Below are 13,191 nucleotides of genomic sequence, written 5' to 3' on the forward strand. Positions count from 1 at the left end.
TGGTTTAGTGCTGCCGGCCCGAGGCCGCTTCCGGCGTGAAATAATCGAGCAAGGTCTGGGCCGATTTGAACAGGTCGTGCCGCTCTTCCACGCGGCGCCGTGCCTCGGCGCCCAGCGCAGCCCGCTGCTCGGGCGTGGCGCGCATGATCCCGCGTAACGCCTCGGCAATGGCGTCCTCATCGCCAGGCGCGAAAATCCAGCCACAGCGCTCGTCTAGCAACTCGGGGATGCCCGCGATCGTCGTGCTCAGCACCGGTCGGCCGATGGCGAAGGCTTCCATGATCCCGATGGGCAGGCCCTCGGCATAGCTCGGCAGCAGCATGGCGCGACCGGCCAGCAATTGCTCCCGTACATAGGCACCGGTGCCCCAGCCGTGCAGGATGACATGATCCTCGACGCCATGTGCCCGGATCGCCTCCCGTAGCGCGTGCTCGTCGTCCCCGCCGCCGATCAGCTCGACAACCAGATCCGGAAACTCCCCGATCACAGCAGCGACGGCGGGCGGAATATGGATCTGGCCCTTGTTGGCGCACAGGCGGCCGATGCAGATCACACGGCTGCTCTCAGGCGGGGCAGGCTGATAGGGGAAGTCAGCGAGGTTGATGCCGCAATGGACGATGCGGACCTTCTGGGCCGCCTCTGGGGCCTCCGCCACGATGCGATCGTGGCAGTAACGGGTGATGGCGACGATGAAAGCCGCATCGCGTGCCTTCTCGCGGATGGAGAGGCGGGCCGGCTCGCCGGGCACCAACTCATCGGGACCATGGACCGTGAAGCTGTAAGATGGCCCGCCTAGCCGCCGCGCCAGTATCGCCACCGTGGTCGCGTTGGTCGAGAAGTGGGTGTGGACGTGATCGATCCCTTGCGCACTGGCGCGGCGGGTGAAAGCCATTGCCTCCAGCAGATAGGCGACATGGGCGACAAGGTTCCGCCCGGCGTTGCGCCACACCCGCCACCAGAGCGGCAGTACCCGCAGCGTTCTGACCGGATGCAGCAGGCAGGTGAGCAGCACGTCCCACAGCAGCGCCGCCTTGCTGCCGGTGATGATATAGTGCGTGCGCGCCTGCTCGGCGATATCCTCAGGGTCGACCAGCTCGCCATCCCAGTGCCGCAGGGCAAAGCGCTCGACCGGCTGACCAAGCGCCTCGATCGCGCCTATCTCGCGACGGATGAACGTCGTGCTGATCAGCGGATACATGTTTAGAAGATAAGCAAGTTTCATGGCCGACCGCTCATGGGAGCGGAGAGGCGAGCCTGTCAACGCGGCTAACCCTTTTTGCGGCAGTACGGGCCGGCAGGTCCGGCCGAGCAGTCCGGCAATGTGTGGAAAGTGGCTCCCCGAGTAGGATTCGAACCTACGGCCATTCGATTAACAGTCGAATGCTCTACCGCTGAGCTATCGGGGAGCAGCCGGGCTTTCGTCCGGCGAGGCCGCGCCTATAGCAGCGGGTTTGAAAGAAACGCAAGAGCACTCATGAGATAAATTGTTCAGCCGCGATCCGATCGTCGAGCGTGTGCTCGGGATCGAACAAAAGCGTGAGCGGCATGGCGAAATCCACGGCGATCTCGACCTGCGAGACATCGCGCACTTCGCGCTGGTCGGCCACGGCGGAGACCGGACGCTTGACGGGGTCGACCACGCGCAGCCGAATCTTGCTGCGTTCCGGCAGAATCGCGCCCCGCCAGCGGCGCGGACGGAAGGGGCTGATCGGCGTAAGCGCGACGAGGCCGCAGTCGAGCGGGAGAATGGGCCCGTGTGCCGATAGATTATAGGCCGTGGAGCCGGCCGGCGTGGCCACCAGCGCGCCGTCGCAGACCAGTTCCTGGATCACGACTCGCCCATTGACGGAAACTTCGAGCCAGGCGGTCTGGCGTGTCTCGCGCAGCAGGGAGATTTCGTTGATCGCGGGCATCGCGAAGGTTTCGCCGCTCACTGTCACGGCGTGCATCCGCAAGGGGTTCACCTTGAACGCCTTGGCCTTGTCGAGGCGCTGGTCCAGCCCGTCCTGCCGCCATTCGTTCATCAGGAAGCCGACGGTGCCCAGGTTCATGCCGAACACGGGCACCCGGCGATGGCTCTCCAGCAGCGCGTGGAGCGTCTGCAGCATGAAGCCGTCGCCGCCCAACGCGATGATGATATCGGCCTCGTTGAGGCTGACAAACGGGATGACCGCCTGCAGCCGCCGCGCGGCTTCCCGCGCAGCGTCCGTGGGCGAGGCGAGCAGGGCAAGTTTGCGATCAGCCATGAGGTGGCGTTATCCGCCCGTCACGCTCATGTGGCGGCGCGTGGCGGGCTGCGCGCCAGCCGCGACGCTGAAGTCATGTGCCAGCGGCTTGGCAGCCAGCGCCCGGTCGAGCAGGGCGTCGATCCCCGCGACACCCTGTTCGCGGAATGCGGCCTTGAGATCGATATGATCTTCATGCCCCAGGCACATGTAGATGCGTCCCTGGCAGGTGAGGCGCATCCGGTTGCAATCGGCGCAGAAATTCTGGGAGAGCGGCGTGATGAGGCCCAGCCGGGTCTTGAGGCCGGAGAGGGCAAAATAGCGCGCCGGCCCGCCGGTGCGGTCATCCAGCGGGATGAGAGCGTGCCGCTCGCGAATCGGAGCGATTGCCTCGATCAGCGGCAGGAAGCGATCCGAGCGATCCTCTGCCACTTCGCCGAGCGGCATCGTCTCGATCAGGGTGAGGTCGAAGCCCTGCTGCGCGCAATAATCGAGCAGCGGCAGCATCTGGCCTTCGTTGGTATCCCGCAGCGCCACAGTGTTGAGCTTGACCTTGAGGCCCGCCTGCCGCGCGGCCTCAAGACCGCCGAGCACCTTGGCGATATCGCCGCCGCGCGTCACATGCGCGAAAATGTCCGGATCGAGCGCATCGAGGCTGACGTTGATGCGCCGGATGCCAGCATCGAACAGCATATCGGCATAGGTCGCGAGTTGCGTGCCATTGGTCGTCAGCGTCAGTTCGTCCAGCCGGCCGGCCTTCACATGGCGGCCAAGGGCACGGGCGAGATCGCCGAAATCGCGGCGCACCAGCGGCTCGCCGCCGGACAGGCGAATCCGGCGGACGCCCCGGGCAATGAAGCGCTCGGCGATGACCGCAATTTCCTCCAGCGTCAGGATTTCCCGCCTGGGGAGGAACTGCATCGTCTCGCTCATGCAGTAGCGGCAGCGCAGATCGCAGCGGTCCGTCACCGAAATCCGCAGATAGTCGATGCGGCGGCCATGACTGTCGCGCATGGCCGGAGCTGCGTCAGGGAGGCTGTCGATTGCGTTCGCCATACGCATTAGCTAGGCGATGCGGGGGGAAGGCGCAACCATCGCGCGTCGGTTGCGCTCGATCCCGTCCGCTAATCCACGAGCTTGAACGGATCGCGACCATTGTGAGTGAGCCTGCCGCACCCCGGCCCCATGGAGAGGGCGACCAGTCCTCCGGCCTGTCCGGGGACATGGGCGGGCTGCCGCTTTTCATTCTCTCGGCCGCGCACCGTGACGCGCTTTCCGCCTGTGCTGCGCAGGCCGGGTGGAAGCCCATCGCGGCGCGGCGGTTGGACCGGGCCGAGAGCCGCTATCTCGGGAGCCTGGCGCGCATCGCAGTCATCGATCTGCGGGGTGTGACGCCGGATGATGCCCTCGAAATGGTGAAAGCCCTGGCGGCCGCAGTCGAAGCCTCCGGGGGCGCCTTGCTGCTGCTCGTTGAAGACGTCGGCGCGCCGCACGTCCCCGGGTTGATCGCCGCCGGCGCCACCCATCTGCTTGATGGCGAGATCGACGAGACCCGCTTCACCATCGCGCTGCGCACCGCCGACAAGCTGGCCGAGCGCTTGATCGGCAGTCTTGCCGCGGCGGGCAACCGCCATGCCGTCGCACGCAGCGATGGCCTGTTCTGGCGCTGGAATGGAGCGGAGCGGACGCTCGCGATCAGCCCGGCGCTGGGCGATCTGCTGCGGATCATGGTGCCGGATGCCGACCATGCCCGGCTGGGCATTGCCGATCTGGTCCGCGCGCTCGATCGGGCGGACCGGGCAGGGGCGGTGGCCGCGATCCGCCGCGCCGTTGACGATCTCATGCCCTCCGCCTTTGCCCATGCCGTCCCGTCCCAGCCGGATCGACGGCTGGTCCAGCATCTCTATCCGGACGCCCAGGGCTTTAGCGGCGAGGTCGAGGAGCTCGATGTGCATCATCGCGCCAACCGGCGGGATCGAGACCCGATGACGGGCCTTGCCAGCCGCCAAGGCGCGATCCGCTGGCTCGACCATCATTTGGCGCAAGGGCGGCTGCCGGCGGTACTGCTGATCGGGCTTGGCGATTTCGACCGGGTGAACAGCGCTTATGGGCGGTTGGTCGGCGATGCGATGCTCTCTCGGGTGGCGATCCGCCTTCAGCGCCTTGTCGATGCCATGGCGCCGCGCGACTCGCTGGTGGCGCGGATCACCGGCACAGAGTTTGTCATCGCCGTGCTGGGCGGGCCTGAAACCGCGCTGCCATCCGTCGAGAGGGCAACGCTGCTTGCGCAGCAAATCGTCGCGGAAATCAGTCGGCCCTTCAACGCGGGCGACTATCTCATTCGCCTGACGGCGCGCTGCGGCCTTGCGCCCGGTCAATCCGGCGATGCGGCCGAGACGATCCTGCGCCGCGCAAGCAATGCGCTCGCGGACGCCCGGCGCGGCAGCGCGCAGGGCGGCATCCGCATCCGGGTCGCGGATGAAGCCAGCCGCATCGTGGATGACGATCGCTTGCAGAACGACCTGCGCCACGCCCTCGATTCCGAGCAGATCCAGCTCCTGTTCCAGCCGCAATATGCCATGGAGGATGACAGCATCGTGGGCGTCGAGGCGCTCGCCCGCTGGCAGCACCCCCATTATGGCGAGATCGGCGCCGGCGCGCTGTTTGCCATCGCCGAGCGATCCGATTTCATGCTGCCGCTCTCCGATCATATTCATGCGCGGGCATTGGCGGAGGCGGCGGCATGGCCCGATGAGCTGCGCGATCTGCGGTTAGCGATCAACGTGACCGCGGCCGATATCTCCGAGCCGGATTTCCTGCAGAACTTCCTCCGGACCGTCGATGCATCGGGCTTCGCGCGCGAGCGTCTGACCGTCGAACTGACCGAAAGCGGCCTGGTCGAGCATCTCGCCGGCGCCTCGCTTCTGCTCACGCAATTGCGAGAGGCGGGGCTCAAGGTCGCGGTCGACGATTTCGGAACCGGCTATTCCAGCCTTGCCTATCTCAAGGCGCTGCCGCTCGATTATCTCAAGATCGACCGGAGCATCGCGCGCGATATCGAGGGCACTGCGCGGGATCGTGTGATCGTCCGGGCGATCATCGATATGGGGCGCTCGCTGGGGCTGGGCGTGATCGCCGAGGGTGTGGAAACCGAGCAGCAACTCGCGCTTCTCGCGCGGGCCGGCTGCACTTGCTATCAGGGTTTTCTGCGTTCGCCGGCCATTGCCAGCGACAAGCTCGCCGATCTCGTTCGCACGAGTAAGCGCGGCGCCACCTAGCGCCGCCAGCTCAACCGTAACGCAGTTCACCCCGAAAGGGCAGATTACGACGGGCAATTTCCGTGTTCACCGCCTGTTGCAGCGGCGTATTCGAATCACGCGCAGCCGCGCGCCGCGCGATTGCGTATAATTCGGCATCCAGCATGGCTCTCGCCATGTCCGTGCATTCGTCGGTTAATTTTCTCATCGGATGTCCCTCCTATCGAGGGGCAAAGCGGAATTCCGCGCACCGTCAGCTGAAATGCACAGCCGACTCGATGATAAACAGCGAAACTCCCCGCCTCAACGCGAGAAGTGTAACACAGCTGGCAAAAAATGGGTGGAAAATCGGAACCGCTCGCCCGATTTCCCGTGGCGCTGGTCAGGCCGCCTTGCGGAACTCCAAATCCAGCCGATCCCAAATCTCGACCAGTGCGGACACAAGCTCACGCATCATCTCTTCGCTGTGGGACGGGCCGGGCGTGAACCGCAGCCGCTCCGTACCGCGCGGCACGGTGGGGAAGTTGATGGGCTGCACATATACGCCATATTCGGCGAGCAGAATGTCGCTGATCCGCTTGGCCTTTACCGGATCGCCGACCATCAGCGGCACGATATGGGTGACCGACGGCATGACCGGCAGATTGGCATTGGCCATTTCGGCCTTGAGGAACGCCGCTGCGGCCTGTTGCGCGTCCCGCTCGACCTGGCTCTGCTTGAGATGCCGGACGGCCGCCAGTACGCCGGCAACGAGCACGGGCGAGAGGGAGGTGGTGAAGATGAAACCCGGCGCATAGCTGCGGATTACATCGATGATCACCTTGTCGGCCGCGATATAGCCGCCCATCACGCCAAAGGCTTTGCCCAGCGTGCCTTCGAGGATCGTGATCCGGTGCGCCGCCTCGTCCCGCTCAGTGATGCCACCCCCGCGCCGGCCATACATGCCCACGGCATGCACTTCATCGCAGTAGGTGAGGGCGTTGAACTCATCGGCAAGGTCGCAGATGTCGTGGATCGGCGCCACGTCGCCGTCCATCGAATAGACGCTCTCGAAGGCGATCAGCTTGGGCGCATCCGGATCGGCCTCGGCCAGCAGTTCGCGCAGATGCGCTACGTCATTGTGACGGAACACGCGCTTCTCGCAGCCCGAATTGCGGATGCCCGCAATCATCGAGGCGTGGTTGAGCGCGTCGGAAAATATGATGCAGCCGGGCAGCAGCTTGCCCAGTGTGGCGAGCGTCGCCTCGTTCGAGACATAGCCGGAGGTGAAGAGCAGAGCGCTCTCCTTGCCGTGCAGGTCCGCCAGCTCGGCTTCCAGATCGACATGATAATGGGTGTTGCCGCCGATATTGCGCGTGCCGCCCGAGCCGGCGCCGACATCGTGCAGCGCCTCTTCCATGGCCGCGATCACCTTGGGGTGCTGGCCCATGGCGAGATAATCGTTGGAGCACCAGACGGTGATCGGCTTCGGACCGTTATGCCCGGCAAAGCAGCGGGCATTGGGGAAGGCGCCCTTGTTCCGCAGAATGTCGATGAAGACCCGGTAGCGGCCCTCGCCATGCAGGCGCTCGATCGCCTGCGTGAAAACATGCTGATAATTCATGGTCGGCAGCTTGTCCCGTCTCGATACCGCGCCTCTAGCGGTCTATGGCTCGCAATTCCACTGATAATGGCTTGCAAGTCGATATTGGCCTCTAATGATGTAGCGCCGCTACGCTTTGATTTGCCTCAAAGCAGTTCGGTTTTGGTGATGCCGTAGGTGCGTAGCGCGGGGCTGAGTGCTTCGATGTCCGACGAGGGACCGGTGAAGACGGCTTTGCCCGGCGCCGGCTCGGCCGGCCAGGGCACCTCGCCGTTCAGCCAGGCGATCCGCCGCGCGATTCCGTCGCCGCCGTGGAGGAAGGTGATGGGGCGCGGCGCGGCCTCGGCCAGTTCGGCTTCCACCAGCGGGAAGTGCGTGCAGGCGAGGACCACCATGTCCATTTGGTCTCCGCCCGGCTGCTCGAGCAGACCGGCGAGGGCGGTGGCCGGAATTTCCGGGTCGGCCGGTGCACCGCGCAGCCGCGCCTCGGCATAAGCGACCAAAGCGGCGCTGCCATGCCGCAAGACCGTACAGTCCGCGCCATGCTCGCGGGCGAGCCGATCGACATAGGGCTGTCGCACCGTCGCATCGGTACCGAGCACGCCGATGACTCGAGTTTTCGAGGCCAGAGCGGCCGGCTTGATCGCCGGCACCGTGCCGACAACGGGAATATCGAGCGCCGCGCGAACCGAGGCGAGGGCGATGGTCGAAGCGGTGTTGCAGGCGATCACGGCCATGCGGGGGCGGTAGCGCTCCACCAGCCGGCCCAGCAGCGCCGGGACGCGCGCCGCGATCTCCGCCTCGCTCTTGATGCCATAGGGAAAGCCGGCATTGTCGGCGGCATAGACGATGGGCATCGTCGGCAGCAGGGCCATGGCGGGGCGCAGGATAGACAGCCCCCCCACGCCGGAATCGAAGAACAGGACGGGAGCCGCTTCAGGCGGGCGGGTCGGTTCAGCCATGGCGCTTCTCTTGACGCTGCGTGTCCGCACAAGTCAATCGTCGATGATGGGCGCGGTTGAGCGCTGGTGGCGGCTCTGCCATCATGGCATCCGATAAGGGAGGAAGAGGATGGACGGCACAATCGACCGTGAAGAGCGGCATCGGCTTATCGACATGATCACGGCGGCCTGGAAGACCAAGGTGATTGGCGAGGCGGTTGGGCTGGGCCTCATCGAGGAACTCGCTGCCGGACGCCACGATAGCGCGGCTATCGCTCAATCACTGGGTGCCAGTGAGGACGGGGTCATGCGCCTGTTGCGCGCACTGGCGGTGCTTGGCCTTGTCACGCATGAGGGCTCGGATCGCTTCTCGCCTACGCCGCTCGGGGATTGCCTGCGCAAGGACGCGCCGGATTCGCTTTATGGCATGAGCGGACATTGGAATGAGCGGATGTGGAACAGCTTCGCCAATCTGGGTGTCAGCGTGAAGAGCGGGGAGCCCTCCGTGCCGTCCGGCCCTGATCATTTCGTCCAGCAGCAGGCTGATCCGGCGCGGGCGGATGTCTTCAACCGCGCCATGGCAGAAGGGAGCCTGCGTGTCGGGCGGGCTCTCGCGCGGGCTTATGACTTTTCCGACGTGAAGACGGTGCGGGACGTCGGCGGCGGCTATGGCGCACTGCTTGTCGGCTTGCTCGAAGCCCATCCCCATCTGCGCGGCGAAATTTTTGATCTGGCCACGCTCGGCGACGCTGCGCTCAATTGGCAGGACGGGCAGCCCGTTCGAGATCGCATTGCCTATCTCGGCGGCAGCTTTTTCGATGCCATTCCGCCCGGCGCGGACCTCCTTCTCCTCAAATTCATTCTGCATGATTGGAACGACGAGCGGTGTCGGACAATCCTGTCCAACTGCCGGGATGCGATTGGGGACGGGCGCATCCTGATCATCGAGCGGATCGTGCCCGAGCGTGTCGGGCCGGGCGACGAAGACGTGATCCGGGGCGATCTGATCATGCTGAGCGTTGGCGGCAAGGAGCGAACGGAGGCTGAATATCGCGCCTTGTTGAGCGCGACCGGGCTCGACATGACCGGCATCACCCCGATCGATGACCGTTATGCGGCCATTGAAGCGCGGCGCGTCGGCTAATTGATGAATGCGGAGCGCACCGGCGGGCAATCCGCCAGTGCGCTGAAATGCTGATCAGCCTTCCTTATTGGCCGCGATGCGCTCGGCTGACTGGATGGTGTTCTCCAGCAGCATTGCGATGGTCATCGGGCCGACGCCGCCCGGCACGGGCGTGATGTGGCTCGCCTTTTTGGAAACGCCCTCGAAATCCACATCGCCGACCACGCGGCCATCGGGCAGGCGATTGATGCCGACGTCGATCACCACCACACCGGTCTTCACCATCTGCGGCACGATCAGGTTCGGCACGCCCGCAGCGACGACGAGAATATCGGCGAGGATGGTCCACTGGCCGAGATCCCGCGTCTTGGCATGGCAGATCGCGACCGTCGCATCATTGGCCATGAGCATCAGCGCCATCGGCTTGCCGACGATGTTGGATGCGCCGACCACGACGACATTGCGCCCTTCGATGGGGATGCCCTCATGCTTGAGCAGGTTCATCACGCCATAAGGCGTGCAGGGCGGGAAGACCTGGCGCCCCACCACCAGCGCGCCGACATTGTAAAGGTGGAAGCCATCCACGTCCTTCTCGGGCGCGATGGTCTCCAGCACCTTCTCCATGTCGATATGCTTGGGCAGGGGCAGCTGGACGAGAATGCCGTGGACATTGGGATCGGCATTCAGCTTGCCGATCAGTACCAGCAGTTCCTCGTTGGTGATGGTGGCCGGGTGACGATGGCTGATCGACTTGATGCCGACCGCCTCGCAGGCCTTCACCTTGCGGCTGACATAGATGGCGGATGCGGGGTCCTCGCCAACCAGCACAACCGCCAGACCGGGCGTCACGCCGCGCGCCTGAAGCGCCTCGACCCGTGCGCGCTGCTCGTCGCGCATCTTCAGGGCGACGGTCTTGCCGTCGATCAGCTTGGCGCCGCCAACTGGCCGATTGTCCGTTGCGAGAGCGTTCACGCGGTCCTGCCTTTCCTGATGCGGCCTGTGATGTCGGCCCATTTGCTGTTCGTCCCGATCCCATGTCCGGCGGTCGCGCGCGTCACGCTTGATCTCTCCCAGGTGGAATGCCCTCATAGAGCCTTCTGCTCTTTAAGGGCCGCGACGCAGCAGGTGCAGCCAAGCAATTGATCTTTGGCGCCGTCCATAAGTGGCGGGATAATTCAAGTCAAACGAGGCTGGGGCTTTCTCAGGAATGCCTGATGGGCCCGGCGTAGCCTTACCGCGCTGGGCCATCGAAGCGATAAAGAGTGGCCCATTTTAGAACAGCCATGGTTAATATCGTTGTTAATCAATTTTAAAGGTCTGCTATGTCGCTCGCTGTCAGCTGCAGAGTCGCAGCGACACATGTGGGAGACTATCATGCGTAAATCACTTTTGGCGGCGGCTTCGCTCGGTGCGATGCTGCTGGCGGCAGCGCCTGCCTCTGCAGCAATCACCTTCACGCTGGATGACGTGAACTTCATCGGCGGTGGTGCGCTGACGGGATCGTTCACCACCAGCGACGATCTGTCGACACTGCTCGATTTCTCGATCAGCACCACGGCAAACAATTACGGCTTCTTCGGCAATTTCCCGGGTGACACCTACACGCTTGCGGATGCGACGAGCGTCGCCTGGTCGTCCACCCTCGGTCTGGGCGCTACCTTCGTTTCGCCGATCTCGGCGATCGCGCTGGTCTTCGAAAGCCCGCTGACGGCTGATGGCACGTCGCTGGCGCTCTCGAACGAGACCGTCGTGAAGTGGAATGGCGGCACGCGCTTCGCCCTGTCCGGCAGCGTTTCGCCGGTTGCCGCACCCGTGCCTGAGCCGGCCACGTGGATGATGCTGATCGGCGGGTTTGCGATTGCCGGCACGATGATGCGTCGTCGTCGCACGACTGTCAGCTTCGCCTGAGTCGAACGCTCGATTTCAAGGAAGCCCGGCTGGAAACGGCCGGGCTTTTTTGCGTGCCAATCTAGCCGGTCCGGCTACGCGCCCGGTGCGCTTACATGTCGATTTCGCGCACGCCCTTAATCCTGCGCGCGCGCTCTACGCGGTTGCGCAGCTCCGTGCGGATATGGCGCGCATTTTCCAGGTTGCTGATGCGCAGCACGGTGCGCCGATCGACGCCTTCGCCGGTCAGGTCCGAGGAAATGATCTGCAGATTGCCGACGTCAAACAATTGCTGGATGATCGAGAAATCCGCGCGCACATCCTTGATGCGGTAGAGTTCGATCTCCTCTTCCGTCCGGGCGAGGATGCCCTGCCGAATGAACAGGCGCTCGCCGCTCAACTCGTACCATGTCATGCGATAGCGCAGCGCGACCACGCCCACGGCAATAAACGGAATCCCGAGCAGCAGGATCGATCCGGCCAAGGTCAGCCAGCCCTTGAAGGATTTGAGCAGGAAGGCGGACATGGTCGGGCGAAATCCGATGACATGCTCGGTCTGCCATCCCGCCATCTGAACTGCTCTGCCGGTCATGCTCTGCTCCATCCTCGCCGCGCTCTAGTCGGCCGGGGCAGGGGGCACGTCAAGAGGGGTGAGTGATCGCTTTTGCGACGAGCCCACCTTGCATCTCGCCGAGCAGCGGGCGCTGTAGTATTCCGGCCCGCTAGAGGCATCGGGCGACGCGGTCGCCGACGGTCGGATCGAAGGCGAGGTAGAAACATGCGCAAGAAACTGCTCGGCTTTCTGGCGTTGGGATTGCTGGGTGCGGTCAGCGCGACTGCGCAGGGGCGCACACCCTCCGCCGCGCCGGGCGCATCCTATCGGCTTGCGCCCTTTGGCGCCGTGCATGTCGACCGGCCGGCCGGTGCGCCGCAGGGTGTCGTGATTTTCCTTTCGGATTCGCCGACGGCCGCCCCGATCGCGCGGGGCTTGAGCGAGCGCGGGTTGCTGGTCGCGACGGTTTCGGCCGCTACGTTGCTCAAGACCGTTCAGGGTTGGCATCAACGCTGCCTCAACCTGAATGCGCCGATCAACGATCTCTCCAAGGATCTCCAGCATCGTGCGGGAATTGAGGCCTATCTCAAGCCCGTGCTGATCGGCCAGGGTGCGGGGGCCGCCCTTGCTTATGCCGCGCTGTCGCAATGGCCCAACGCGCCCTACCGTGGGGTGATCTCGATCGGCTTCACGCCGCAGGTGACCAGTGCCAGCCCATGGTGCGCGACCGGCGGCGCGTCCTTTGCGCGCGTCGGGCAGACCGGCCGCTGGTCGCTGAAACCGAACAAGCAAATTGGCGTGCCCTGGCTCGTCATGGGCACGGCGGCGCAAGTTAGCCGGACGCAATCCTTCGTGCGCGCGGTGCCGGGCGCCAACCAGAGAACGCTGCCCCCAGCCGCGCAGGCATGGTCGCAAGCCATCGGCGATGCGACGATGGCACTGCTGCCGCGCGACCAGCCGCGCCCCACGGCCGGTGCGCTCCCGCACCTCACCATGCCGCTCACATTGGTGCAGGCGGCGCCGACGCCGATGAACCGCGATCTGATGGCGATCATCTACTCGGGCGATGGGGGCTGGGCGAGCATCGACCGCGAGGTGGCGAGCCAACTCGCTGCGGCAGGGATACCGGTGGTCGGCGTGGACAGCCTCGAATATTTCTGGACCGCGCGCACACCCGCTGGGACTGGGCGCGATCTCGCGGCGCTCATCGACATGTTTAGCGAGCGATGGGCGCGTCCGCGGGTTCTGCTCATCGGTTACAGCTTCGGCGCGGATGCCCTCCCGTTCATGGTCGATGCTCTGCCGTCGGCTGTCCGCAGCAAGATCGAGCGCGTGTCCCTGCTGGGCTTGAGCAGCACGGCGGATTTCCAGTTTCACCTCAGCAGCTGGCTGGATGTGGGCGATAACGGCGGGCTGCCGACCATTCCGGCGATTACGCGGTTGCGGGGCCTGGCGGTCCAGTGCGTGCGCGGGCAGGATGAAGACGAGAGTGCCTGCGGCAAGATCCCGCAGGGGCTGGCCCAGCAATATGTCGTGCCGGGCGGGCACCATTTCGATAGCAATGCGGCGTTGCTGGCGCAGATCATCCTCGCTCGCAAGCGCCCCTGAAGCGCTGACGATGGA

General features: G+C 64.8%; 12 protein-coding genes and 1 tRNA gene. 4 read left to right on the top strand and 9 right to left on the bottom strand.

The genetic code is table 11. The annotated features are described in order from the left end of the window. Positions 1 to 4: 4 nt before the first annotated feature. From M2339_RS04895 to moaA, 4 genes are all read right to left on the bottom strand, one after another. Positions 5 to 1,222 (bottom strand): glycosyltransferase family 4 protein, encoded by a 1,218-nt coding sequence (locus M2339_RS04895; protein ID WP_264587305.1) that lies wholly within the window; start codon positions 1,220 to 1,222, stop codon positions 5 to 7. 109 nt (positions 1,223 to 1,331) lie between these two features. Next, positions 1,332 to 1,406, bottom strand: a tRNA-Asn gene (locus tag M2339_RS04900). A 66-nt stretch (positions 1,407 to 1,472) separates the two neighbouring features. Next, entirely contained in the window at positions 1,473 to 2,246 is a 774-nt protein-coding gene (locus M2339_RS04905) for an NAD kinase (RefSeq protein ID WP_264606178.1), read from the bottom strand. Positions 2,247 to 2,255: 9 nt separating this feature from the next. Further along, positions 2,256 to 3,239 carry a GTP 3',8-cyclase MoaA gene (gene moaA, locus M2339_RS04910; protein ID WP_264585138.1) on the bottom strand — a complete coding sequence of 328 codons (984 nt, stop codon included), beginning with the start codon at positions 3,237 to 3,239 and terminating at the stop codon, positions 2,256 to 2,258. Between the two features lie 143 nt (positions 3,240 to 3,382). Here moaA and M2339_RS04915 point away from each other — a divergent pair, with 143 nt between their 5' ends. Continuing rightward, the gene (locus tag M2339_RS04915; RefSeq protein WP_264606179.1) at positions 3,383 to 5,503 is read left to right on the top strand and encodes a putative bifunctional diguanylate cyclase/phosphodiesterase; all 2,121 of its coding nucleotides are present in this window, start codon (positions 3,383 to 3,385) and stop codon (positions 5,501 to 5,503) included. A gap of 10 nt (positions 5,504 to 5,513) precedes the next feature. On the opposite strand, the gene M2339_RS04920 is transcribed toward M2339_RS04915, so the two are convergent. From M2339_RS04920 to murI, 3 genes are all read right to left on the bottom strand, one after another. Then, a complete protein-coding gene (locus M2339_RS04920; RefSeq protein WP_264570407.1) occupies positions 5,514 to 5,690 on the bottom strand; it encodes a hypothetical protein in 177 nt (58 codons plus the stop codon). 174 nt (positions 5,691 to 5,864) lie between these two features. Continuing rightward, positions 5,865 to 7,085 (bottom strand): 5-aminolevulinate synthase, encoded by a 1,221-nt coding sequence (hemA, locus tag M2339_RS04925; RefSeq protein WP_181559791.1) that lies wholly within the window; start codon positions 7,083 to 7,085, stop codon positions 5,865 to 5,867. 125 nt (positions 7,086 to 7,210) lie between these two features. After that, complete coding sequence (murI, locus tag M2339_RS04930; protein ID WP_264587302.1) at positions 7,211 to 8,026, bottom strand: glutamate racemase; 816 nt, start codon at positions 8,024 to 8,026, stop codon at positions 7,211 to 7,213. 109 nt (positions 8,027 to 8,135) lie between these two features. Between murI and M2339_RS04935 the strand changes: the two genes are divergently transcribed. After that, entirely contained in the window at positions 8,136 to 9,149 is a 1,014-nt protein-coding gene (locus tag M2339_RS04935) for an acetylserotonin O-methyltransferase (protein ID WP_264606180.1), read from the top strand. A gap of 54 nt (positions 9,150 to 9,203) precedes the next feature. On the opposite strand, the gene folD is transcribed toward M2339_RS04935, so the two are convergent. Further along, the gene (gene folD / locus M2339_RS04940; RefSeq protein ID WP_264578979.1) at positions 9,204 to 10,100 is read right to left on the bottom strand and encodes a bifunctional methylenetetrahydrofolate dehydrogenase/methenyltetrahydrofolate cyclohydrolase FolD; all 897 of its coding nucleotides are present in this window, start codon (positions 10,098 to 10,100) and stop codon (positions 9,204 to 9,206) included. A gap of 402 nt (positions 10,101 to 10,502) precedes the next feature. Between folD and M2339_RS04945 the strand changes: the two genes are divergently transcribed. Further along, positions 10,503 to 11,036: a PEPxxWA-CTERM sorting domain-containing protein gene (locus tag M2339_RS04945; RefSeq protein WP_181559787.1), complete on the top strand. Its 534-nt coding sequence runs from the start codon at positions 10,503 to 10,505 to the stop codon at positions 11,034 to 11,036. A 91-nt stretch (positions 11,037 to 11,127) separates the two neighbouring features. Here M2339_RS04945 and M2339_RS04950 read toward each other — a convergent pair whose 3' ends face one another. Continuing rightward, on the bottom strand, positions 11,128 to 11,607 hold the full coding sequence (locus M2339_RS04950; RefSeq protein ID WP_264585133.1) for a PH domain-containing protein: 480 nt from the start codon (positions 11,605 to 11,607) through the stop codon (positions 11,128 to 11,130). A gap of 186 nt (positions 11,608 to 11,793) precedes the next feature. Here M2339_RS04950 and M2339_RS04955 point away from each other — a divergent pair, with 186 nt between their 5' ends. Further along, a complete protein-coding gene (locus M2339_RS04955; protein ID WP_264587300.1) occupies positions 11,794 to 13,176 on the top strand; it encodes an AcvB/VirJ family lysyl-phosphatidylglycerol hydrolase in 1,383 nt (460 codons plus the stop codon). The last annotated feature ends 15 nt before the right edge of the window (positions 13,177 to 13,191 follow it).

This window comes from Sphingobium sp. B2D3C, assembly GCF_025961835.1.
GTDB lineage: Bacteria > Pseudomonadota > Alphaproteobacteria > Sphingomonadales > Sphingomonadaceae > Sphingobium.

Excerpts from the sequence above, each read along its gene's own strand:
- M2339_RS04895 (WP_264587305.1), bottom strand. The coding sequence starts at position 1,222 with ATGAAACTTGCTTATCTTCTAAACATGTATCCGCTGATCAGCACGACG.
- M2339_RS04905 (WP_264606178.1), bottom strand. The coding sequence starts at position 2,246 with ATGGCTGATCGCAAACTTGCCCTGCTCGCCTCGCCCACGGACGCTGCG.
- moaA (WP_264585138.1), bottom strand. The coding sequence starts at position 3,239 with ATGCGCGACAGTCATGGCCGCCGCATCGACTATCTGCGGATTTCGGTG.
- M2339_RS04920 (WP_264570407.1), bottom strand. The coding sequence starts at position 5,690 with ATGAGAAAATTAACCGACGAATGCACGGACATGGCGAGAGCCATGCTG.
- hemA (WP_181559791.1), bottom strand. The coding sequence starts at position 7,085 with ATGAATTATCAGCATGTTTTCACGCAGGCGATCGAGCGCCTGCATGGC.
- murI (WP_264587302.1), bottom strand. The coding sequence starts at position 8,026 with ATGGCTGAACCGACCCGCCCGCCTGAAGCGGCTCCCGTCCTGTTCTTC.
- M2339_RS04935 (WP_264606180.1), top strand. The coding sequence starts at position 8,136 with ATGGACGGCACAATCGACCGTGAAGAGCGGCATCGGCTTATCGACATG.
- M2339_RS04945 (WP_181559787.1), top strand. The coding sequence starts at position 10,503 with ATGCGTAAATCACTTTTGGCGGCGGCTTCGCTCGGTGCGATGCTGCTG.
- M2339_RS04950 (WP_264585133.1), bottom strand. The coding sequence starts at position 11,607 with ATGACCGGCAGAGCAGTTCAGATGGCGGGATGGCAGACCGAGCATGTC.
- M2339_RS04955 (WP_264587300.1), top strand. The coding sequence starts at position 11,794 with ATGCGCAAGAAACTGCTCGGCTTTCTGGCGTTGGGATTGCTGGGTGCG.